Source organism: Larkinella punicea (assembly GCF_003334855.1).
GTDB lineage: Bacteria > Bacteroidota > Bacteroidia > Cytophagales > Spirosomataceae > Larkinella > Larkinella punicea.
Genome location: NZ_QOWE01000003.1, coordinates 181,706 through 202,384 on the forward strand (window position 1 = coordinate 181,706; position 20,679 = coordinate 202,384).

At 51.2% G+C, this 20,679-nt stretch carries 18 protein-coding genes; 8 read left to right on the forward strand and 10 right to left on the reverse strand.

Annotated features, from left to right (window positions below):
* Positions 1–3: 3 nt before the first annotated feature.
* From DUE52_RS04380 to DUE52_RS04405, 6 genes are all read left to right on the forward strand, one after another.
* Positions 4–1,221, forward strand: a complete 1,218-nt coding sequence (locus DUE52_RS04380) for a nitrous oxide reductase family maturation protein NosD (protein WP_114404749.1) — start codon at positions 4–6, stop codon at positions 1,219–1,221.
* On the forward strand, positions 1,218–2,021 hold the full coding sequence (locus tag DUE52_RS04385) for an ABC transporter ATP-binding protein (RefSeq protein ID WP_114404750.1): 804 nt from the start codon (positions 1,218–1,220) through the stop codon (positions 2,019–2,021). The genes DUE52_RS04380 and DUE52_RS04385 overlap by 4 nt, the downstream gene beginning before the upstream one ends.
* Positions 2,018–2,785, forward strand: a complete 768-nt coding sequence (locus DUE52_RS04390; protein ID WP_114404751.1) for an ABC transporter permease subunit — start codon at positions 2,018–2,020, stop codon at positions 2,783–2,785. The genes DUE52_RS04385 and DUE52_RS04390 overlap by 4 nt, the downstream gene beginning before the upstream one ends.
* A gap of 29 nt (positions 2,786–2,814) precedes the next feature.
* On the forward strand, positions 2,815–3,852 hold the full coding sequence (locus tag DUE52_RS04395; protein WP_229312061.1) for a DUF8744 domain-containing protein: 1,038 nt from the start codon (positions 2,815–2,817) through the stop codon (positions 3,850–3,852).
* 144 nt (positions 3,853–3,996) lie between these two features.
* The gene (locus tag DUE52_RS04400; RefSeq protein ID WP_114404753.1) at positions 3,997–4,902 is read left to right on the forward strand and encodes an EamA/RhaT family transporter; all 906 of its coding nucleotides are present in this window, start codon (positions 3,997–3,999) and stop codon (positions 4,900–4,902) included.
* A 154-nt stretch (positions 4,903–5,056) separates the two neighbouring features.
* A complete protein-coding gene (locus tag DUE52_RS04405; protein ID WP_114404754.1) occupies positions 5,057–6,817 on the forward strand; it encodes an ABC transporter ATP-binding protein in 1,761 nt (586 codons plus the stop codon).
* Between the two features lie 56 nt (positions 6,818–6,873).
* On the opposite strand, the gene DUE52_RS04410 is transcribed toward DUE52_RS04405, so the two are convergent.
* The 7 genes from DUE52_RS04410 to DUE52_RS32035 form a co-directional block, all read right to left on the reverse strand.
* Positions 6,874–7,149 (reverse strand): hypothetical protein, encoded by a 276-nt coding sequence (locus tag DUE52_RS04410; protein ID WP_133299755.1) that lies wholly within the window; start codon positions 7,147–7,149, stop codon positions 6,874–6,876.
* Positions 7,150–7,252: 103 nt separating this feature from the next.
* Positions 7,253–9,826: a penicillin-binding protein 1A gene (locus DUE52_RS04415; RefSeq protein WP_114404756.1), complete on the reverse strand. Its 2,574-nt coding sequence runs from the start codon at positions 9,824–9,826 to the stop codon at positions 7,253–7,255.
* Positions 9,827–10,060: 234 nt separating this feature from the next.
* Positions 10,061–10,549: a peptide-methionine (R)-S-oxide reductase MsrB gene (gene msrB, locus DUE52_RS04420; protein WP_114404757.1), complete on the reverse strand. Its 489-nt coding sequence runs from the start codon at positions 10,547–10,549 to the stop codon at positions 10,061–10,063.
* 97 nt (positions 10,550–10,646) lie between these two features.
* Positions 10,647–11,201 carry a fasciclin domain-containing protein gene (locus DUE52_RS04425; protein WP_114404758.1) on the reverse strand — a complete coding sequence of 185 codons (555 nt, stop codon included), beginning with the start codon at positions 11,199–11,201 and terminating at the stop codon, positions 10,647–10,649.
* 374 nt (positions 11,202–11,575) lie between these two features.
* Complete coding sequence (locus DUE52_RS04430; RefSeq protein ID WP_114404759.1) at positions 11,576–12,451, reverse strand: anti-sigma factor; 876 nt, start codon at positions 12,449–12,451, stop codon at positions 11,576–11,578.
* Positions 12,448–12,996 (reverse strand): RNA polymerase sigma factor, encoded by a 549-nt coding sequence (locus DUE52_RS04435; protein ID WP_114404760.1) that lies wholly within the window; start codon positions 12,994–12,996, stop codon positions 12,448–12,450. The genes DUE52_RS04430 and DUE52_RS04435 overlap by 4 nt, the downstream gene beginning before the upstream one ends.
* Positions 12,997–13,163: 167 nt before the next feature.
* A complete protein-coding gene (locus DUE52_RS32035) occupies positions 13,164–13,442 on the reverse strand; it encodes a hypothetical protein (RefSeq protein ID WP_133299756.1) in 279 nt (92 codons plus the stop codon).
* A gap of 202 nt (positions 13,443–13,644) precedes the next feature.
* Between DUE52_RS32035 and lysA the strand changes: the two genes are divergently transcribed.
* Both lysA and DUE52_RS04450 read left to right on the forward strand, forming a co-directional pair.
* Positions 13,645–14,904 (forward strand): diaminopimelate decarboxylase, encoded by a 1,260-nt coding sequence (gene lysA / locus DUE52_RS04445; protein WP_114404762.1) that lies wholly within the window; start codon positions 13,645–13,647, stop codon positions 14,902–14,904.
* Positions 14,905–14,981: 77 nt separating this feature from the next.
* Positions 14,982–15,695: a YebC/PmpR family DNA-binding transcriptional regulator gene (locus DUE52_RS04450; protein ID WP_114404763.1), complete on the forward strand. Its 714-nt coding sequence runs from the start codon at positions 14,982–14,984 to the stop codon at positions 15,693–15,695.
* Positions 15,696–15,729: 34 nt separating this feature from the next.
* On the opposite strand, the gene DUE52_RS04455 is transcribed toward DUE52_RS04450, so the two are convergent.
* The 3 genes from DUE52_RS04455 to DUE52_RS04465 form a co-directional block, all read right to left on the reverse strand.
* The gene (locus tag DUE52_RS04455; RefSeq protein WP_114404764.1) at positions 15,730–15,969 is read right to left on the reverse strand and encodes a hypothetical protein; all 240 of its coding nucleotides are present in this window, start codon (positions 15,967–15,969) and stop codon (positions 15,730–15,732) included.
* A gap of 137 nt (positions 15,970–16,106) precedes the next feature.
* The gene (locus DUE52_RS04460) at positions 16,107–18,983 is read right to left on the reverse strand and encodes a T9SS type B sorting domain-containing protein (protein ID WP_114404765.1); all 2,877 of its coding nucleotides are present in this window, start codon (positions 18,981–18,983) and stop codon (positions 16,107–16,109) included.
* Between the two features lie 201 nt (positions 18,984–19,184).
* Positions 19,185–20,171: a glycosyltransferase family 2 protein gene (locus tag DUE52_RS04465; RefSeq protein ID WP_114404931.1), complete on the reverse strand. Its 987-nt coding sequence runs from the start codon at positions 20,169–20,171 to the stop codon at positions 19,185–19,187.
* Between the last annotated feature and the right edge of the window lie 508 nt (positions 20,172–20,679).

Here is a 20,679-nt window from a genome sequence, read left to right on the forward strand (position 1 = left end):
CTTATGAAAGTCTGTTGGCTTCTGCTGTTGCCGTTGCTGTCGTCGGCCAAAACGATTGTGGTTGGCCCTGCCGAATCCATTCGGACCGTGCGGCAGGCACTGTTTGTTGCGGCTGATTATGACACCATTCTGGTGCGTCGGGGACTCTACCGTGAGCGAAATTTGCTGGTCGAAAAGCCACTGGTGATTCGGGGCGAGAACTTTCCGATTATTGACGGACAAATGAAGGGCGAACTTTTTACGGTTCGCGCCAGCAACGTTACCATTCAGGGCTTCGATTTGCGCAATGTGGGCATGACCAGCACCATCGACTGGGCCGCGGTAAAAGTGCTCGAAGCCCGGCAGGTTCGGGTGATTGGTAACCGAATCCGCAATGCTTATTTTGGCGTCTATTTTTCGGCCTCGGATCATTGCCTGGTCAGCCGCAACGACATCAAGGGCAATCCCCACGAAGAGCAAACGACCGGCAATGGCATACACGCCTGGAAATGTGACAGCATCCGGGTGGAAAACAACCGGATTAGCGGCCACCGCGACGGGATCTATTTCGAGTTCGTCACCCATTCGACCGTTCAGCGAAACAGGAGTTTCGGAAACATTCGCTATGGGCTTCACTTCATGTTTTCGCACGAAAATAGCTATTTCTACAACACCTTTCAGCACAATGGCGCGGGGGTGGCCGTGATGTACACCCGCAAGGTGATTATGCGGCACAACATTTTCGAAAACAACTGGGGCAGCGCTGCCTACGGGATGCTGCTGAAAGATATATCGGACAGTAAAATTGAGGATAACATCTTCCGCCGGAATACCATTGGTATTCATATGGAAGGCACCAGCCGGATTATGACGCAGCGCAATCTGTTCATTGATAACGGGTGGGGGATGCGGATTCAGGCGAGTTGCAACGACAACACCTTCACCCGGAATACTTTCCAATCCAACACCTTCGACGTGGCCACCAATGGACAAACCGTTCTGAACACCTTTGACCGCAATTACTGGGACAAATATGAAGGCTACGACCTGAACCGTGACGGCACCGGTGATGTGCCCTTTCATCCGGTAAGTCTGTATTCGATGATTATCGAGAAGATTCCCTACGGAGTCGTGCTGCTGCACAGCTTCATGGTCACCCTGCTCGACCGGGCCGAAAAAGTAATGCCCAGCCTGACTCCCGAAGCCCTTGTCGATGCCAAACCCTTAATGAAACCACGATGATTACCGTTACGAATTTACAAAAATCATACGGTCGGCTGAAAGTGCTGGATAACCTGTCTGTTCAACTGAATGCCGGACAGGCCGTTTCGCTCATTGGTCCCAACGGATCTGGCAAAACAACCTTTATCAAGTCGATTCTGGGCATGGTTATGCCCGACGGGGGTGAAATCAGCTTCCTGGGCGAACCGATTCACAATGGGTGGCAGTACCGGCAGCAAATCGGCTATATGCCCCAGATAGGTCGCTATCCCGACACCATGAAGATCCGGCAGGTGTTTGACATGATCAAGGACCTGCGGCAGAGTACGCAGGGAAAGAACTCGCTTCTACAACTCGATGAAGAACTGATCGAAGCTTTTGAACTGTCCAAACTATATGATAAAACCATGCGCTCACTATCAGGCGGCACCCGGCAGAAAGTGAGCGCATGTCTGGCGTTTCTTTTCAACCCGAAAGTGCTGATTATGGATGAGCCTACCGCCGGTCTCGACCCACTGGCGGCTGAGTTGCTGAAGGCAAAAATTCTACGCGAAAAGGCCAAAGGAAAACTCATTCTCATCACCTCCCACGTTATGAGTGACCTCGACGAACTGACTACGGCTGTGATGTATTTACAGGATGGGCAGTTGCAGTTCTTCACCGATGTTGACCGGTTGAAAGCGGATACCGGCGAGGAGAAACTAGGCCGTGCCATTGCCCGTGTGATGAGCCGGGGAAAACTATCAGCGTATGAGCGATTGAGTGAAAGTTTCGCCGTCACAAACACGCACTCAATCGTTCAATCATCCAATCAAAAATGATCAAAGTCATCAAATACGTCTGGCTGGATATTTTACAGAACCGAATCGTGCTGGCCTACACGGTTTTTCTACTGGTGATATCAGCCACGCTTTTCGGGATGGAAACCAACCCCGGTAAAGGGCTGATGAGTCTGCTGAACATTGTGCTGATGGTGGTTCCGTTGATTAGCCTCATTTTTACAACCATTCACTTTTATAATTCCTACGAATTTATCGAGCTGCTGCTCGCCCAGCCTATTAACCGCAGTAAGCTGTTGCTGAGCGAGTTTTCGGGTGTGGCCAGCTCCCTCGTAACCGCCTTTCTGGTGGGTGTAGGTGGCCCGGTTCTCTATTATGCTCCGGGTGCTACGGGCGCGGCATTGCTGGCGGCTGGTGTCGCCCTGACGCTGGTCTTTGTCGCCCTGGCCTTTCTGGCCTCCGTTTGCACCCGCGACAAAGCCAAGGGGATTGGGCTGGCGCTGCTCATCTGGTTTTATTTCGGCCTGCTCTACGATGGGCTGGTGCTAACGATCCTGTTTACCTTCAGTGACTACCCACTCGAAAAGGCCATGCTGGTGCTGACAACCCTGAATCCGGTCGATCTGGCGCGCATTTTCATCATGTTACAAATGGATGTGTCGGCGCTCATGGGCTTTACCGGGGCGTTGTATCAGGAGTTTTTCGGTAGTGCGGCTGGTTCGCTGTATGCACTGGGGGTAATGCTGATTTGGATCGTGGTGCCCATCTGGGCAGCGGTGCGGGTATTTTGTAAAAAGGATTTATAGTGGCCGTGAAATCATCCTCTTTTGTTTCCGTGCTACTACCCCTCGCCATGCTTTCGCTGGTGCTGGGTATTCTGACGGGCCTGGTGCGGCTGGGTTGGGGCATTTCTGTTTCCGAAACGGCCGGGCAACATGGGGCGCTAATGGTGGGCTCTTTTTTAGGAACGGTAATCTTACTGGAACGTGCCGTGGTGTTCAAAAACCGCTGGACCCTGCTGGCTCCGGCTCTGAACGGATTGAGCCTGCCCGCGTTTGTGTTGGGTTGGCCCGTTGCCGGGCTTTGGTTGCTGATCGGGGGGAGTATCGGTATGGCTTTGTTGACTTATGTTTTTCTTATTCAATATCGCTACAATTACTACTACGTGCTATTTGGCGGAAGCATTTGCCTGGTTATTGGGAACGGACTGGCCCTCAAAACCGGTTTTTTCCCATTTGCCGTCCCCTGGTGGATCGCATTTTTATTGCTGACTATCGTTGCCGAACGGCTGGAACTGAGTCGTTTTTTGCCTGTTAAACCGGGTCAGGGGCTGCTGCTATGGGGTGCTATTGGCGTATTTCTGGTTGGTGTATTGAAGCCCTTTCACGGGTCAGGTCAGGGGTTAACGGGCGTCGGTATGATGGCGGTGGCCGTTTGGCTGCTTCGGTTCGACATGGCAGTTAAATCACTCCGAAAAGCAGGTCAGCCGCGCTACAGTGGAACGATGTTGCTGCTGGGTTATGGCTGGCTGCTGCTCAGCGGGTTGTTATTTGCGTTACCGCTTGGGTTCTCATTCATCTACGATGCCGGGTTACATACGTTCTTTGCGGGCTTCGTCTTCTCCATGATTTTTGCCCATGCGCCGATCATTTTACCGGGTATATTGGGCAGGCAAGGCGTTTTTTTTCACCCGATCTTGTACGTCGGTAGTATCGGGCAACTGTTCGGACTACTGATTCGTACCCTGGGCGACTGGCAGGGCGATAGTGTTTGTCGGATGGCAGGTGGACTTATCCAGGGAATTGCTATTGGTATCTTCCTGATTTGTATGGTTGTAATCGTCGTTCGTTTCCACAAAAAGCCCACTACGTGACCAGGAATTTCTAATGCGCGTTAAAAAGCTACCTGTAAAAGTGTTTCGCCCGCAGCATTTCACTTTTACATTTAGCATTTTACATTCTTCATTTTACATTTATCACTACCTTTCCGGCAAAAGAAAATTCCTCCTTCCTTTGCCATGCTTTTTCTGTTCCTAAGCATCCTGCTTTCGGTCGTTTTGCTGCTTAATTTCCGGCTTTTCCCCCGCTATCGGGTCAATACCGTTCAGGCTATCGTTTTCAACTACCCGGTGTGTTTCCTGACCGGTTTTCTGCTGCTGCCCCGCAACCAGCCTTTTTCCATCGATTTCTCCCAAACCTGGACGTGGCTGGCCCTGGGTCTGGGTGTTGGGTTCATCATCACGTTCATCCTGTCGGGTCTGTCGACGCAGCGAATGGGCATCACGGCCACATCGCTGGCCAACAACATGTCGCTGGTGATTCCGGTTTGTTTCAGTCTGTTCGTCTTTCAAACCGGTGGAAAAACCTTCGATGCGCTGAATTACCTGGGGTTAATTCTGGCCGTGGTGGCCGTCGGATTAAGCACGTACAAGAAGCAGGAAGGCCAAACCGTGAAAGCCCTGGGCTGGAATACACTCTTGCCAGTGGCGGTTTTTGTGCTCTACGGCGTCACCAATACGATGATCAATTACATGAACATCCGGTATATTCCATCGACTGATCAAACGTTGCAGGTGACGTTGACCATGGTACTGGGTGCCATTGCTGCCGGTCTGGTGTTGCTATCGAGCCGATTGATTCTTGATAAAGAAAAGATTGAACGCCAGACCTTCGTGGGAGCCATCACCCTGGGCATTCCGAATTTCCTGAGTTTTTACACCCTGTTGCTGGCACTTTCCGAATTTGGTGGCAACGGTGCTTTCGTCTATCCGCTCTATAACATCGGTGTCATTCTGGTGGCAGCCTTGGCGGCCCTGCTCTTTTTCAAAGAAAAACTGCTGGTCGTCAACCAGATCGGGCTGGCACTCGCCATTCTGGCCATTGGTTTAATCTCCTGGCAGGAACTGGCTCAAATGATGCATTAAACGGTTGGATGGGAACGCGGATGGAACGGAATTAAACGGATTTACACCGATTAAAATCCGTTTTAATCCCTTCCATCCGCTCAATCCGTGTTCCCATCCAAACTCTTCACCCAATATTTCTGTTACTCCGAAAAACCTTCCAACTGTTTTCTTTGTGAATACCGAAACCAAGAGCGGTCAGATTTTTGACTGGATTACCCTGCGACGGCTTTATGCCTTTGTAAAACCGTACCAGCTCCAATTTTACGGGCTTATTCTGATTATTCTGTTGAGTGCGGTGCTGGCTCCCGTTGGCCCCTTGCTGATTCGCTACACCATCGACTCCAAAATTGCCACCGGCGATTATCCGGGCCTGACCAAAATGCTGATTCTGATGATCGGGATTCTGGTTTTGCAGGGCATCATTCAGTTTTTCAATACCTATCTCTCCGGCTGGCTGGGACAGAATGTGATTCGGGATATCCGGGTTCAGCTCTACCAGAAAGTCCTGAAACTCCGGCTGAAATTTTTCGATAACACGCCCATTGGCCGACTGGTAACCCGTACCATTTCGGACGTTGAAACGCTTTCTGACGTCTTCAGCGAAGGCATGGCCGCCATTGTAGGCGATATTCTGCAACTGGTGCTGATCATCGCCGTCATGTTTTACACCGACTGGCGGCTTTCGGCCATCAGTTTGTCGATGATTCCGCTGATGTTACTGAGTACGTACGTCTTCAAGGAAAAGATCAAAGTATCGTTCAATGAAGTGCGGACCGCCGTGGCCAACCTCAGTTCGTTTGTGCAGGAGCACATTACCGGCATGAACATCGTGCAGATTTTTGGCAGCGAAAAGATTGAAGAGGAGAAGTTCCGGAACATCAACGACGAACACCGGAAAGCCAACATCCGGTCGATCTGGTACTATTCCGTCTATTATCCGGTGGCCGATATTCTGTCGGCAGCCGCAACGGGCCTGGTGGTCTGGTACGGTGCCAAAGCCATTCTGAACCAGGAGGTTACCTACGGAACGGTGACGGCTTTCATCATGTTCATCAACCTGTTTTTTCGCCCCATCCGGATGCTCGCCGACCGCTTCAACACCCTGCAAATGGGCATTGTGAGCACCGACCGGATTCTGAAACTGCTGGACAGTGATGATTTTACGCCCAACACCGGGACGTATGCGCCCGCAACCTGGCGGGGTGAGGTGGAGTTTAAAAACGTCTGGTTTGCCTACAACGACGATAACTACGTTTTGAAAGACATCAACTTTACCGTGAAAGAAGGCGAAACCGTTGCCTTTGTCGGCGCTACGGGGGCCGGGAAGTCGTCCATTATCAACTTGTTAAGCCGGTTTTACGACATCAATCGGGGAGAGATCAAAATCGACGGCATCGAGGTACATGAGTATAAACTGGAAGCGTTGCGCCAGAGCATTGGCGTTGTTTTGCAGGATGTTTTTCTGTTTTCGGATACGATTGAAAACAACATTACCCTCGGCAATAAATCCATTGGCCGGGAGCGCATTGTTGAAGCGGCCAAACTGGTGGGCGTGCATGAGTTCATCGAGCGATTACCGGGCGGTTATGAGTATAACGTCATGGAGCGCGGTTCGACGCTTTCGGTGGGACAGCGGCAGTTGATCTCGTTTGTTCGCGCGATGGTTCACGATCCCCGCATCATGGTCTTGGACGAGGCTACGTCGTCGGTCGATACCGAAACGGAAGGGTTGATTCAGGATGCGATTGGAAAACTGATGAAGGGGCGCACAGCCATCGTAATTGCCCACCGGCTTTCCACCATCCGCGAAGCCCATAAAATCATCGTCGTCGACAAAGGCCACATTGTGGAACAAGGCACCCACGAAGAACTGCTGCAGCACGAAGGCACCTACGCGAACCTGTACCGGATGCAGTATAAGGAGATGGTTTAGTTTGAATGATGAATGATGAACGATGAATTAATGCATCGTTCATCATTCATAACTCATCATTCTTTTCTATTCGGTTCCGCGCCAACCAGGGCGTAGGCGATTTTCTCGTTTAGATTTTCATCGTTGGACGGATCGTTGTCCAGGCCTGACGGGATGCGCCCGGTTGGTTTCGGGCTGGGTTGCAAATCCGTTTCTTCCTTGCTGGGCATCGGCCCGGTTTGATCGATTACTTCTTCATCGGCATTCGGATCGTTGTCCATATCCGATGGAATATCCTTTAAAGGAGTCGTTTCCCTGACCGGATGAAGGTTCGGATTTTGTGATGGTGTCATAGTCCTGAGTTGATGGTATCCCCCTATAACCACCGCTTTGCCCGGGTTGTTTACAGAACTGGACTACAAAAAAGGTCAACCCGGAGGGAGTTGACCTGAAATCTTAGCGGAAAGGCTGGGCGCGTTGGGTGGTATCGGGCGGATCGACCTGCTCCGGAGCCGACGGTTCAATGAACAGCGAATCGGCTGGAATGTCGACACCCGTTGAGTCCGATTCATCCTCTTCGTCCTCATCGTTTCCACCGGGACAATTCAGATAATCCTTCGTTATTTTAACCGTCGGTTTATCAAAAGGACCTTGATACAGCTTCAGTGCCTTGTCCTGATAGACTTTCTCCAAAAACCGTCCTACCAGCGGCAAGGCGGTTTTGGCGCCCTCACCCATGTCGGTTGACCGGAAGTGGATGCTGCGGTCATCGCCCCCCACCCAGGCTCCCACCACCAGATCGCGGGTGACGCCCATAAACCAGCCGTCGGAGTTGTTGGAAGTCGTTCCGGTTTTTCCACCCACCTGGTTGCGGTTTTTAAATAAATCGTACGACCACAAATTCTGCGACGTGCCGCCCGATTCTTCCAAACCGCCTTTCAGCATGTGGAGCATCAGAAAAGCGGACTCTTCCCGAATGGCCTGTTTCTTCTCCGGCACAAATTCTTCAATAATTTTGCCGTTGCGGTCTTCGATTCTCGTCACCAGCAACGGTTCGGTGTGTACGCCGTTGTTTGCGAAGGTGCAGTAAGCTGCTACCATTTCATACAGCGACACATCGGAAGAGCCCAACCCGACGGACGGAACAGCCGCCAGCCGGCTTTTAATGCCCAGCCGGTGGGCGTATTCCACCACCCGCTGGGGCGTTGCGACGTCATTGGTCAACTGGGCTGTCACCGAATTGATGGAGCGGGCCATGGCCCGGCGCAGCGTCATATTGGAATAGGAGAATGATCCGGCCGAATTTTTGGGTGCCCAGAAATCTTCCTCGCCTTTTTCGTTGATGTATTCCTTCCGGAACGGTTCATCGCGCCGACGGTCGCAGGGGCCTAAATTGATCGTTGAATCGTCGATCACCGTGGCATAAACGAACGGTTTAAACGTCGAACCCGGTTGCCGTTTTCCCTGTTTGACGTGATCGAACTGGAAAAAGTTATAGTCGAGGCCGCCCACCCACGTCCGGATAAAACCGGTATGCGGGTCCATAGCCACCAGACCGGCCTGCAAAAACCGCTTGTAGTAGGCGATGGAATCCATGGGCGACATGTACTTCTTCTTCGGTCCGTTCCAGGAGAAAACCGTCATGCTGTCTTTTTTCTCCTTCATGTAATACTGGATGGAATCCGGCTGATTCGGAAATTTCAGTTGGAGGGCCTTATATCGTTCCGTCCGCTGGGCGACTTTGTCCAGAAAGTCCGGGATTTCCTTGCCATCTTCATCCGTCCAGGGGTTTCGGCCCGACCAGTGGTTGTCGAACGTCCGCTGCAACAACTTCATTTTCTCCGCAACAGCCTCTTCGGCCAGGGCCTGCATCCGGGAGTCGACGGTGGTATAAATTCGTAAACCGTCGGTATACAGGTCATAGCCGTTTTCTTCGCCCCACTTTTTGACGACCTCCACCACCGCATTTTTGAAATAATTGGCTGGACCGGAATACGGATTGTCGGGGCTGTAGCGCGTTACAAGCGGCAAATCGCAAAGGGAATCGGCTTGCGCTTTGGTCAGGTACTTGTATTTTTCCATCTGCCGGATCACCACATTCCGGCGGTTGCGCGACTTCTCGAAGTTTCGTTTGATCAGGGGATTATACGTCGTCGTTGCTTTCTGCAAGCCCACGAGTACGGCGGATTCCTGCACATTCAGCGTCTCCGGCGATTTGCTGAAATACGTCCGGGCCGCCGTCTTGATTCCGTAGGCATTGCTGCCAAAATCGACGGTGTTGAAATACATGGTCAGGATCTGTTCCTTCGAAAAATTCCGTTCCAGTTTAATGGCCATCAGCCATTCTTTGGTTTTCAGAATGATCGTTTTCACCAGCGGAACGTTGTACAGCAATCCTCGCGATTGCCGCCGACGGGTTTTGAACAGGTTTTTGGCAAGCTGCTGCGTAATCGTGCTGCCTCCGCCGGAATTGTTACCGGTTAATACGCCGTAAACCGCCCGGCCCAGACTTCGGGTATCGATGCCCGAATGTTCGTAAAACCGTACGTCTTCGGTGGCAATCAGGGCGTGAATGAGGGAGGGCGACAAGTCTTCGTATTTGATGGGGGTGCGGTTTTCGGTGAAAAACCGGCCGATCATGACTTTGTCGTAGGAATAAATTTCGGAAGACTGGGAAACCTTGGGGTTTTTCAAATCCTCGACGCTTGGCATTTCACCGCTGAGGTAGAGGAAATTGGATTCAATGGAAAGGATGTACAACAGAACCAGCACAAAGCCGAAAATAAGCGTTTTGGTAGTCTGGTAAAAGATGCGAAAAGCAAGTGATCGGGTGTCGAAGCGGGCGTTGATCCAATTTCGGTAGCGTTGTCGAACTCCCCGGTAGTGACCGATTGCTGAATCGACACGCCCTTTTCCTAGAAGACCCGACATCATGCGGTAAACCAGTCGTCTAAAGCCATTGCTTATGAGACCGAAAAAGCCGGTGATGCCTTGCCAAAGGGTACGAAGCTGCCCCCAGAATTTACTCATGCCTGGTATTTTGACGGTTAAAATTGAAGAACGGGTTCAGTTGACGTCGCACCACTGAGAGGATGCGCCTGATGTCCGTCTGATTTCAAAAAAGTAAAATTAATTCGATAGGCAAAAAAGACGGATTGAAAAATCCGTCCCTTAGAGCAAATATAACGGAAATTTGGACGATATAATATGAAAAAAGCCAGCCCGTTCATCGGGTTGGCTCAAAACCAGGGGGTTAGCACCCGCTTATTTCTTTTCAAATTCCAATGCTACGCCGTTCATGCAATACCGCAGACCGGTTGGCTTGGGACCATCGTCAAAAACGTGTCCCAAATGCCCGCCACAGACGCCACATTCGACCTCCGTGCGGACCATGCCGTGGCTGCGATCCACCTTCTCGGCCACGTTCTGTTTCGACAGGGATTTATAAAAACTCGGCCAGCCCGTCCCGGATTCAAACTTGGTGTCGGAGCTGAACAGGGGCGTTTTGCAGCCTGCACATTTGAATACGCCTTTTTCGTGGTTATCCACCAGCGGACTCGTAAAAGGCCGCTCGGTACCTTGCTGGCGCAGGACGTAAAATTGCTGAGGTGTTAGGATTTTCTTCCACTCCGCTTCCGTTTTGACCACTTTGCGGGGTGTAGCATCGTCGATACGTGGAGTCAACGAAATGGATGCGACGGAGCCGGTGAGCACCAGCCCACACAAAACTCCAAGAAAAAGGTTGCGGTTCATGGTTAATTAACGCAAGAAATGGCAGGATAGTTTGCGAGGTAAAAAAGCCACAGCGCAGTTGTGCGTGTGGCTTTTTTAGGTTTTCAGTTGCCTTCAGTTACATCGGCATCAAAACCGTATCGATCGAGTGAATTACCCCATTCGACTGGTACACATCGGAAATGGCAACGGTGGCGGTTCCGCCTTTGGCATCGGTCAGGATCAGTTTTTTTCCACTCATTTTAGCGGTCAGGTCACCACCGGCTACGGTTTTCAGCGTGGCGGTTCCGTTACCGGCTTTGATGAGCTTGCTGATTTCCTTCGCGTCCAGACGACCCGCAACCACGTGGTAGGTCAGAATGCCGGTCAGGGTTGCTTTGTTTTCGGGCTTCACCAGCGTTTCAACGGTACCGGCTGGTAACTTGCCAAAAGCGTCGTTGGAGGGGGCAAAAACCGTGAAGGGACCAGCTCCCTGTAACGTTTCGACTAAGCCCGCAGCTTTCACGGCAGCAACCAGGGTGGTGTGGTCTTTCGAGTTGACGGCATTTTCAATGATGTTCTTGTTTGGATACATCATGGCGCCACCGACTTCTTTCGGTTTTTGAGCGTAAGAAACCGTAACGAATGCGCAAAGAATAGCGGCAATAATTCCTGTTTTGATGAAGGCTTTCATGATTAAAATACGAAATAATTGAAGATGGGAAAATAAAAGAACCGGGTTGTTCCCGACTCACAACAATACCTACGCCATCGCCTTCTATTTGGATTTTTAATTGTTGGGAAAAAAACCTGTATAGCATGAAAAATGGCCCAGACAACATTGCCAGGGCCATTTTTAGAAAGGAAATGTAATTATAAAAACTGAATAAATTTTTGAATGAGTCGACGTATAAGTGTCCTTTGGAAAACGTATAACCCTGGAGTAAAAAGAGAATAATAAATCTCAAATGGTAAATGTAAAAGCTTATGCAAACCTGCTATTTTTACATTTATTATTTATCATTTTACATTTATGATTTAAATATTCTCTTTTCAGATGAGGAAAAATCAGGAGGTCACATTTCCGACCACCACCATCGTGGAGAGCGTGGGAGTGGGGCTGCCGCCCCGGCGTTCGAGCGTGATGGCAAAGGCGTCGGCTTTCAGGAATTTTTTAGCCTGCTGCACCACCCGGGTGTTGTCGCCCACATCGAAGACGCCGGCATCGACCGGTTTTCCGTCAACAATGGCCCAAAGCTGGTATTGCTGGGTTTCGGGCGGACGAACCAGCGAATCAATTTCGAGATTGACCTGGCCCGTGCTGGCATTCCAGTAGATGGTTGCAAGGTTGGCAGTCGTGGTGTCGGTGGGATTCAGCCGGATGACCCGCGTGCCCGGTTCTTTCAGGATGGCCAGCGTTTGGTCGGCCTGCGACTGTTGCGCCCGCAGAACCCGAACCTCTTCGGTCAAGGCTTCATTCGAATTGCGGAGCGAACTGAGCGTTTGCTGACTTCCCTGCAATTGGGAATACAGGAAGTAGGCAAAAAACAGGACAACCAGACCCAGGGAAGCGGCTACCAGCCAGGTAACGCGAAACGTCGGTCTTGAATCGAATGCGTCTTCTCTGGAATTTAATGTACGAATGGGAGTTTCCGTATTTTCTTCGTTGGTGAGGAGGGGCGTTGGGTTACTTTCCTCGACCGCTTCGGCTTCCGGAGGGCCAAATTCCAGTTCTTTCAGAAGCCACTCTTTAATGTCAGTCGGCGGATCACGGCGCAGGGCCTGGGCATACTGTTCCACCGCAGCCGACAGCGTGTCGAGCTCCTGGCGGATCTCAGGGTAAATGCTCGACATGCACTCGACCTCCCGCTTTTCCTGCGGGCTGACGGTGCCGAGCACATACTCTTCCAGTATTCCGGACTCTATGTATTCTTTCGTGTTCATGTGCCGAATAACTTCTTCAATTCCTGTAAAGCAGACCGAACCCGTGTTTTGACCGTTCCGAGCGGCAAATTCAATTTCTCCGCTACTTCTTCATGGGTGTATCCATAGAAGTAGACAAGGTCGATAACCATTCGTCGATCCGGGTTTAATTGATTCACCTTGTCTGGTAAATCAAGTGTTTCCACAGCGGGTTGATAGGCTTGCTGATGCTGATCGACAATATCTACGATATCGGTGCTGGTTTGGATTGACTGACCTGAATGGCGGGTGCGGATGGCGTCAATGGCGGTATTTCGGGCAATGTTCAGTAACCACGTAAACAGACGGCCTTTCTGAGCATCGTAAGATGGAATATTCCGCCAGATCTTTACAAAAGAGTCCTGTAAAACGTCGCGGGCGGCTTCTTCATCACGAACGACCTTCAGGATTACGCCGTACAAAGCCGGTGAATACTGGTCGTAGAGTAAGTGAAATGCCTGTTCCTCTCGCTGCTGGAGCTTCTTGACCAGTACGTCTTCCGTAAATGGGAGGTTTGAACGCTTCAAGGTAATGGAGTAATTCAGTAACCAAAAGGGTCGGTGTCAAAAATACGAATAAAATGATGCGGGCAAACATATGAATGCGTATTTAGTCCTGAATTTCGAAAAAAAAGCCATTCCCTTCATCGAGAAATAGCTTTTTTTTCGAAATCAAGAATGCATTTTTCCGGAGGCTAATCAACTGGTTTTTTCGTTTTTACGGTTTTTGTCGTTTTCTTTCGTACCGTCGTGCTTTTTATCGTCTTGGCATCCTCCGACCGCCGGGCATTCCGGCTCGATTGGGTGCCCTTGATCAGTTTGCTTTTCAGGGAATCCTGTTTGGCAGTTGGTTCGCCTTGCGGGAACGTTTGCGCAGCCTGTTCCGGCGCGTGGGTATTGGGCGAAGGGGTCTGGGCTTGTCCATGACTGGCAATCCAGAGCAGGGCGGCAGTAAAAAGTGCTATTTTTTTCATAACCGTGCAGTTCAGCGTTGAGTAAGAATTTAACCCGAATACCGGCGAATTGTTCGATGCGCGCTTGCTGAACGTTCGGATTTCGGAATTGCTTATTTTCGGGAAAAGTAAATTCAGAGCCGGATTGGGGTCGGGTAGCGTTGCCAGAAATGGCATAAAATCGCTTATATTTGCACCTCAAAATTGGCAGACACCCCTGCGTATGCAGCTCGATCAAAACCGTTATCAAATTCAGGGCATCGACGTTCTGGAGATGGCCGAAGCGTTTGGCCTTCCCTTATACGTCTATGATGCCGACAAAATTATTGAAAAAATAGGCACCCTCCAGTCGGCTTTTCAGGGCGTCAATCTGAAAATCAAGTATGCCGCCAAGGCATTGACCAACGTGTCGATTCTGAAGTTGATGCGCAGCCGGGGAATCGATGTGGAAGTGGTTTCGGTGAATGAAATCCGGATGGCGTTGCTGGCCGGTTTCGATCCCGAACAGATCATGTATACCCCGAGTGGCGTTTCCTTCGCCGAAATTCAGGAGGCACTCGCACTGGGCGTTCGGCTGAACGTCGACAGCCTGCCCTTGCTGGAATTCATGGGGCAGCAGTACGGCAGCCGCAAACCGGTCGGCATCCGGATCAACCCCCACATTGCAGAAGGCGGAAACATCAAAATTCAGACGGGTCACGCCGATTCCAAGTTTGGTATTTCGATGGAGCAACGGAGCCAGATTCGCGCACTGGTCGAACAGTATGCCATTCCGGTGGTCGGACTGCACATTCATACCGGCTCGGATTTCAAGAATGCCGATGCGTTTCTCAAAGGTGCCGAGGTGCTTTTTGAGCTGGCCAACGACTTCCCCAACCTGCAGTTCCTCGACTTTGGCAGCGGTTTTAAGGTAGCCTACAAAGAAGGGGATCACAGCACGGATGTGGTGGATCTGGGCCGGAAAGTGACAGCGGCCTTTCAGAATTTCTGTCAGCACTACGGGCGGGAAATCGAACTGTGTTTTGAGCCCGGCAAGTTTTTAGTGAGCGAAAGCGGTGTGCTGCTGGTGAATGTCAACGTGGTGAAGGAGAACCCCAACCGGACGTTTGTGGGTGTCGATTCGGGATTGAACCACCTGATCCGGCCGATGATGTACGATGCCTACCACGAAATTGTCAATGTTTCGAATCCGACGGGCGAAAAACGGACCTATAGCATCGTGGGGTATATTTGTGAAACCGACACGCTGGGCTGGGATCGTTCGCTGAACGAAGTGCGCCCCGGCGATGTGCTGGCCCTGAAAAATGCGGGAGCCTACGGTTTTAGCATGAGTTCCAACTACAACTCGCGGGTCAGACCCGCCGAAGTGCTGGTGTACGACGGAAAACCGCACCTGATCCGCCGACGTGAAACCTTCGAAGACCTGGTGCGGAACCAGATTGAAGTGGATTTTGAAGAAGAAATAACCATTAAAAATAATTAAGAGTGAAGAGTTAAGAGTTAAGAGTTAATGCGTCAGCCAACTCTTAACTCTTAACTCTTCACTCATCACTCTTTACGATGGGACGCGCATACGAATACCGGAAAGCCAGAAAATTCAAGCGGTGGGGGATGATGGCCAAAACCTTCACCAAAATTGGAAAAGACATTGCCCTCGCAGTGAAAAGTGGTGGTCCTGATCCGACAACGAACGGACGACTGCGGGCCATTATCCAGAATGCCCGGGCCGCCAACATGCCGAAAGAAAACGTCGATCGGGCAATCAAACGGGCGGTTTCGAAGGAACAGGAGGATTACAAGGAAATTACCTACGAAGGCTATGGCCCACACGGCATTGCCATTGTAGTAGAAACCGCCACGGACAACATCAACCGGACGGTGGCCAACCTGCGGAGTTACTTCAGCAAATGTGGGGGCGCCCTCGGAACTTCCGGGATGCTCGACTTCATGTTCGACCGCAAATCCGTTTTTCGCATTCCGGCCGGTAACATCGATCTGGATGAACTGGAACTGGAAATGATCGACTTTGGCGCGGACGAAATCTCACTGGACGAAGAAGCCGAACAGATCGTAATCTACGGCGAATTCACGGCTTTCGGGGCGATTCAGAAGCACCTGGAAGAAAAAGGCTACGAACTCAAACAGGCGGAATTCGAACGCATTCCGAACGATACCAAGGAACTGACCGAAGAAGAATCCGCCGATCTGGAAAAACTGCTGGAGAAGATCGAAGAAGACGAAGATGTTCTGAACGTCTTCCACAACATGCGGTAATCAAAAAAGATGCGGTAAGCGACCTCATAACCGTTTACCGCATCTTGTTCAATAATTGCGTTCGGGTGGGGCGCTCGCTGACCACTTCATAGTCCAATCCTTCCAAATCCAGGGCATCCACAAAATGCCGGTAGTTATTGCCTTCCACTTCGAACAGGCAGAGATTCTCATACGGTTCGTTAAAAAGCTCAACCTCCGTCAAAACCGCTTTCTGTTGTAGCAACTGGCACTGCTGGTTGGATAAATCGTTCTTCCGAATGGTGAAATACCACATAGCGTTTGTGTAGATGAAAGAAGATGGAGGATTGACCATAGACCATAGACGATAGACCATTGACGATGGATGGAAACATCTTATTCCTCGGTCTATCGTCTATAGACGATGGTCAATCGTCAATTGTCCATCCTCCATTAATTCGCCCCTGATTCGCGCAGCAGTTCGACCCAGCCTTTGACAATTTCGGCGGGGGCGGCACAATTGAGCCGTTTGTATTTGACGGTTACCTGATACAGATACACGCCACCCGGCACGTCTTTCCCCTGGTTGTTCTTGCCGTTCCACTGGAGGGAGAGGTCGCTGCTTTGGTAGACTTTAACTCCCCAGCGGTTGACCACCGTCAGTTCCGCCGACTCAATAAAACGGGGGCATTGGGCGGGCTGAAAAATATCATTTCGGCCATCGCCGTTGGGCGTAAACACATTTGGCATCATCAGATACGGGCAATTGTCCTTGCAAACCCGGTTGGAAGCCGCGCTTTCCCGGCCGCTCCGACTCACCGCCCGGACTTCATAACATCCTGCAAAGGAAGTCAGATTCTGATGCCGATACGTTAGTTGAGGGGCACTGACGGAGTCGATCAAAACGAGATCCTGGCCTTCACAGGGACTGTAGTAAATGCGATATTTCACCACGTTGCGGTCGCAATCGCCCGTGGTCGGATTTTGCCAAGTCAGGTTGTTGGCAAACGTCGTCTGGTTGCAGAATGAGGTGGGTGTCAGCGTGGAACAGTTGAGCGTATCGACAGCCAGTTGGGGGGGACAGGGGCGGGTGGTGTCGATCGGCGACGCACAAACGCCCTGCGAGAAATTGTTCAGCAGAATCGTCGTGAGCGGGGCTGCATATTGGCCAACGGTTTCGACCCGGTAACAATAGCTGCTGTCCACCGACATCATAACCGGCTGAACCCCATCGCCCGCAAAGGTATCGGCTCCCTGGTCGAGGTAGGCGTATGTATTGGCCGTGGTGACCGGAACAACGGCCACCAGGTTGAACGGGCCGTTGGGGCCGGTTTTGCTGCGATACACCCGGTGTTGCTTGTTATCATTGCTCCAGGGCACATTGGCCTGCCAGGTAAGCTGGACGCGTCGAACGCCGGGGGTCGCCGTAAGCCGGACCGAACTGGCGTTATCGGTTGCGTCGAGCCGTTGCAATTGTCCCGTACCGGGATCGGTGTAGTAAAACTCAATGCGATACCGGTAGGCGTTGGCAACGGTATTGATTCCCCGGTCGATAAATACCGTGTCCGCAACCGTGGATTGCAGGGTGGTGTTGATGGCGGCAATCTGGGTAAAATCGGTGCCGGTAAGCCCGGTGGCCCGGAACAGGCGGTATTGGAACGGGCCGGTGCCGTCGTTGGGGTTAATGCCGGGAGGGCGGGTCCAGCGGACGGTGATCACCCCCCGCGTATCGAACGTACTGTCGACGGTGACGTGCGTAATCAAGGGTACCTGCTGGGGTAAATTCACACAAACCTGTTGGGAAATGACGCTTTGCCCATTGTTGGGACGGGGCAGCAAGACGATAATTCGGTAGCTGTACTGCACACCCCGCTGCAGACCCTGGTTGTTGTTGTTATCGGTGTAAGAAGTCTGGTTGATGCCCACAGTATCGACCCGGACATAGCCATTGGCTTCCAGTTGACCGGGGTCGCTGCACGGATCGAAAGGGGTGTCTTCACAGCCTATCTTGCGATAAATGGCCATTCTGGTGTTATCAGGCAACTGAGCCGCACAGGAGTACGCTGCCCAGTTGAGCAGAATGGCTCGCCCGGCCGCATCGGCGGCTGGCCGGGCCGTGAGGTTCTGGGGTTGGGGTGCATAAATCTTGATGCGGAACGACTCGAGGGTTGCCAACTGGGTTTGCCCGGCGGTTCGGGGTAGATCGATCACTCGAAAAACGACATCATAGGGTTCGGCGCGGACGTGGGCGCAACTGGTTTGCCAGCGGAACGTACCGGTAGCCGGCGAGTTCTGGGCGGTTTTCGGCGCAAAAGTGGCGTATTCGGGGGAAATAATGTTGATCGGGGTTGTTCCGTCAGGACCCACATTGAAAGGACCACCGTAGGCCGAAAGCTCCAGACGGTTGTTGTCGGGGTCGGTGGCGGTTATGGCTTGCTGGATGAGCGTTCCAGCTTCTATGCACAGATCGGGCGGCACCACGATGGCCGGCCGTCTGTTGGTTGAAGGGGTAACGATGATCTGCATATCGCGGATGATCTCCCCAATTTTGACACCATCGCGCCATTCCTCCACGATAAAAGCGATGTTGTACTGGCCCTGTTCGGCGGGCGCATCCCAGCAGACATCACCGGTGATGGCATTGACGGTCAGCGTGGCCGGACCGGTTCCGGCTTCGTTGATTCGGTTGACCCCAATCAGTGTAGGATCGGAGTAACCCGCTACATTTCTAAGGGTACAGTTGCCCTGTTCGTCGGCTATACGTCCGGAAGGGACGTATAGCCGGTAGGCCAGGCTATCCCCGTCGGCATCGAAAGCCGCCGGGTTGTGGCACCATTTCTGGCCGATGCGGGCAGAATCCAGTGGCGGGTTCAGCAGAACCGGCGTACTGTTCAGGCCCAGAGCGGCATTGACGACGATGGTGGTCTGGAGTTGAAAGCTGGTCTGAATGGAAGACGGAATGTTCCGGACGTTTTCGTTGCGGTTCGTAATGGTACAGGTAATGCGGTAGGTTCCGGGTCCCGGATAGGTAAAGGTCGCAACGTAGGTATTGGCGGTGGTGGCCCGGTTGATGATCGTCCGGCTCCGGCGGGGAACGGCCACGGCATTTCCGATTCCAAAACAAAAATAGGAGGGATCCTGCTGGTCACTCGCCGTTCGTCCCCCGATTTCGTCGTGGTAGGTGGTCATCGTAACCTCATAGGTCAGGGAAGTACTGGAAATACGGCGGGTGGTAATTTCACCGGCCCGCAAGTGCGTGGCCTGCGTTTCGGATATTGCCAGGATTCCCAGCAAAAAGACCCACAAAAACGTGAGGAAATATGTTTTCATAACCAATTAATTTCTATACCTACAAGAACGTACAAGTGCTTGGGTTGTGTATACGGTTTTCGGCCACCGGGGACAATTATAGCAATAAAGTTTGGGAGTTGAAGGGTTTCGACAGGCGGCTTTACCCCTAAATCCCCTGAAGGGGACTTTATCCATCCGATGTGGCGGTGTCCAAGTCCCTTTCAGGGGATTTAGGGGCATTTAAATTTTATAAAATCCCTTTTGATTGAAGACGGTTTTCCAGAAAAAACGCAGGAAAATACCCACATGCCGGGCAAATTCCCGCTGGTTTTCCAATTCCGAAAAAGGGGGGCGCAGCTTGAGGAGGTTAACGCCGATTTTCCAGCCAAAAATCACGGGGATCAGGGTCAGGTAATGCAGAATCAGGATCAGGTAAGCCCCCACGCCGTATTGTTTCCGCACCCAGAGCAAATTGGAAACGTGCATTTGCGGTTTGAATCGGTTGATGTGCGTCACCTTCCGTTCCTGATAATCGGTGCTGCTGCCATATTCGAGGTGAATGTAGAAAGCATCGCGGAGGAGCAGCATTTTGCCGTGTTTGCCCAGCCGGTAACACCACTCTACATCTTCGGCATACATGAAAAAGTTATCGTCCAGCATCCCGGCTTTCTGAATCGTTTCCCGGCGGGTCATGATGAACGAGCCAATGAGCCAGTCCACTTCGTCCGGATCAGTATACTGGTTGTCGGGCAGCAGACGATGAAGCAGCTTTTTGAAAAAGCCGGAACCGGGAACAATGTAAAAATACCGGCGCAGTTGGGAAAAACCGTCGTAGGCTTCGGTATGCACCTGGCCGTCGCGCGTAATCTGCATGGGGCCAACGGCAGCCACTTCCGGTCGGCTGTCGAGCAGGTCGACACAACGTTTCAGCACATTGTCGATCAGTAGCGTATCCGAATTGAGCAACAGAACCAGGCGGCCTTTCGACTCGGCGATACCCCGGTTGTTGGCGCGGGAGAAACCGGCGTTGTACCCCATTTCGATCCAGCGGGTGGTGGGGAAGGCGTTCAACACAACTGCCTGGCCGGAAGGGTCCGGGTCATTATTGACGACCAGTACCTCGTAGGTGATTCCGGAGGTGTGTTTTTCAACCGAATGAAGGCAGTCGACAATGAGATGCGGGGTTTTGTAATTGACCAGAATGATGGAGATGTCGGGATTTTGCATATCGAATGCAAAATTAAGCATTAAATCAGGTCAAAACACATCCTGATTCCGACTGCCGCTTCATGTTGTCCCAAATTGGGAAGCTTCCCTTCTGAAAGTGATAGTATAGATCGGCTATGAATCAATTTAAACTACCATTTGATTCGGAATCTATAAATGAGGTGCCCCGATTCATAAAAGATTTTTTTTAATCTTTATTTGAATGGGTGGAAAAAATAACAAGTAATTTTTATGTCTGTTAAATAATCTAGTTATCAGACAATATTTTGATAGATAATGAATTGATGTACAAAATAATGTTACTGTAACGTATATAGTAAAAACATATGTATTTAGTATAATTCATATATTATTTTGACTTAATTGGTAGTTGAGTAGTATTTGTAAAATTGTCATTTTTATAACAACTATATTTTACGGGAGTATCGATTATGTGGGTTCTTTCATATTATGTCTGATAATACCATATGTGCCAGAATGGTGACTTTATTCGGAATAAAATTCGCTT

Excerpts from the sequence above, each read along its gene's own strand:
- DUE52_RS32035 (WP_133299756.1), bottom strand. The coding sequence starts at position 13,442 with ATGAAAAAAATAGCACTTTTTACTGCCGCCCTGCTCTGGATTGCCAGT.
- lysA (WP_114404762.1), top strand. The coding sequence starts at position 13,645 with ATGCAGCTCGATCAAAACCGTTATCAAATTCAGGGCATCGACGTTCTG.
- DUE52_RS04425 (WP_114404758.1), bottom strand. The coding sequence starts at position 11,201 with ATGAAAGCCTTCATCAAAACAGGAATTATTGCCGCTATTCTTTGCGCA.
- DUE52_RS04390 (WP_114404751.1), top strand. The coding sequence starts at position 2,018 with ATGATCAAAGTCATCAAATACGTCTGGCTGGATATTTTACAGAACCGA.
- DUE52_RS04415 (WP_114404756.1), bottom strand. The coding sequence starts at position 9,826 with ATGAGTAAATTCTGGGGGCAGCTTCGTACCCTTTGGCAAGGCATCACC.
- DUE52_RS04465 (WP_114404931.1), bottom strand. The coding sequence starts at position 20,171 with ATGCAAAATCCCGACATCTCCATCATTCTGGTCAATTACAAAACCCCG.
- DUE52_RS04460 (WP_114404765.1), bottom strand. The coding sequence starts at position 18,983 with ATGAAAACATATTTCCTCACGTTTTTGTGGGTCTTTTTGCTGGGAATC.
- DUE52_RS04380 (WP_114404749.1), top strand. The coding sequence starts at position 4 with ATGAAAGTCTGTTGGCTTCTGCTGTTGCCGTTGCTGTCGTCGGCCAAA.
- DUE52_RS04410 (WP_133299755.1), bottom strand. The coding sequence starts at position 7,149 with ATGACACCATCACAAAATCCGAACCTTCATCCGGTCAGGGAAACGACT.
- DUE52_RS04450 (WP_114404763.1), top strand. The coding sequence starts at position 14,982 with ATGGGACGCGCATACGAATACCGGAAAGCCAGAAAATTCAAGCGGTGG.
- msrB (WP_114404757.1), bottom strand. The coding sequence starts at position 10,549 with ATGAACCGCAACCTTTTTCTTGGAGTTTTGTGTGGGCTGGTGCTCACC.
- DUE52_RS04430 (WP_114404759.1), bottom strand. The coding sequence starts at position 12,451 with ATGAACACGAAAGAATACATAGAGTCCGGAATACTGGAAGAGTATGTG.
- DUE52_RS04455 (WP_114404764.1), bottom strand. The coding sequence starts at position 15,969 with ATGTGGTATTTCACCATTCGGAAGAACGATTTATCCAACCAGCAGTGC.
- DUE52_RS04400 (WP_114404753.1), top strand. The coding sequence starts at position 3,997 with ATGCTTTTTCTGTTCCTAAGCATCCTGCTTTCGGTCGTTTTGCTGCTT.
- DUE52_RS04385 (WP_114404750.1), top strand. The coding sequence starts at position 1,218 with ATGATTACCGTTACGAATTTACAAAAATCATACGGTCGGCTGAAAGTG.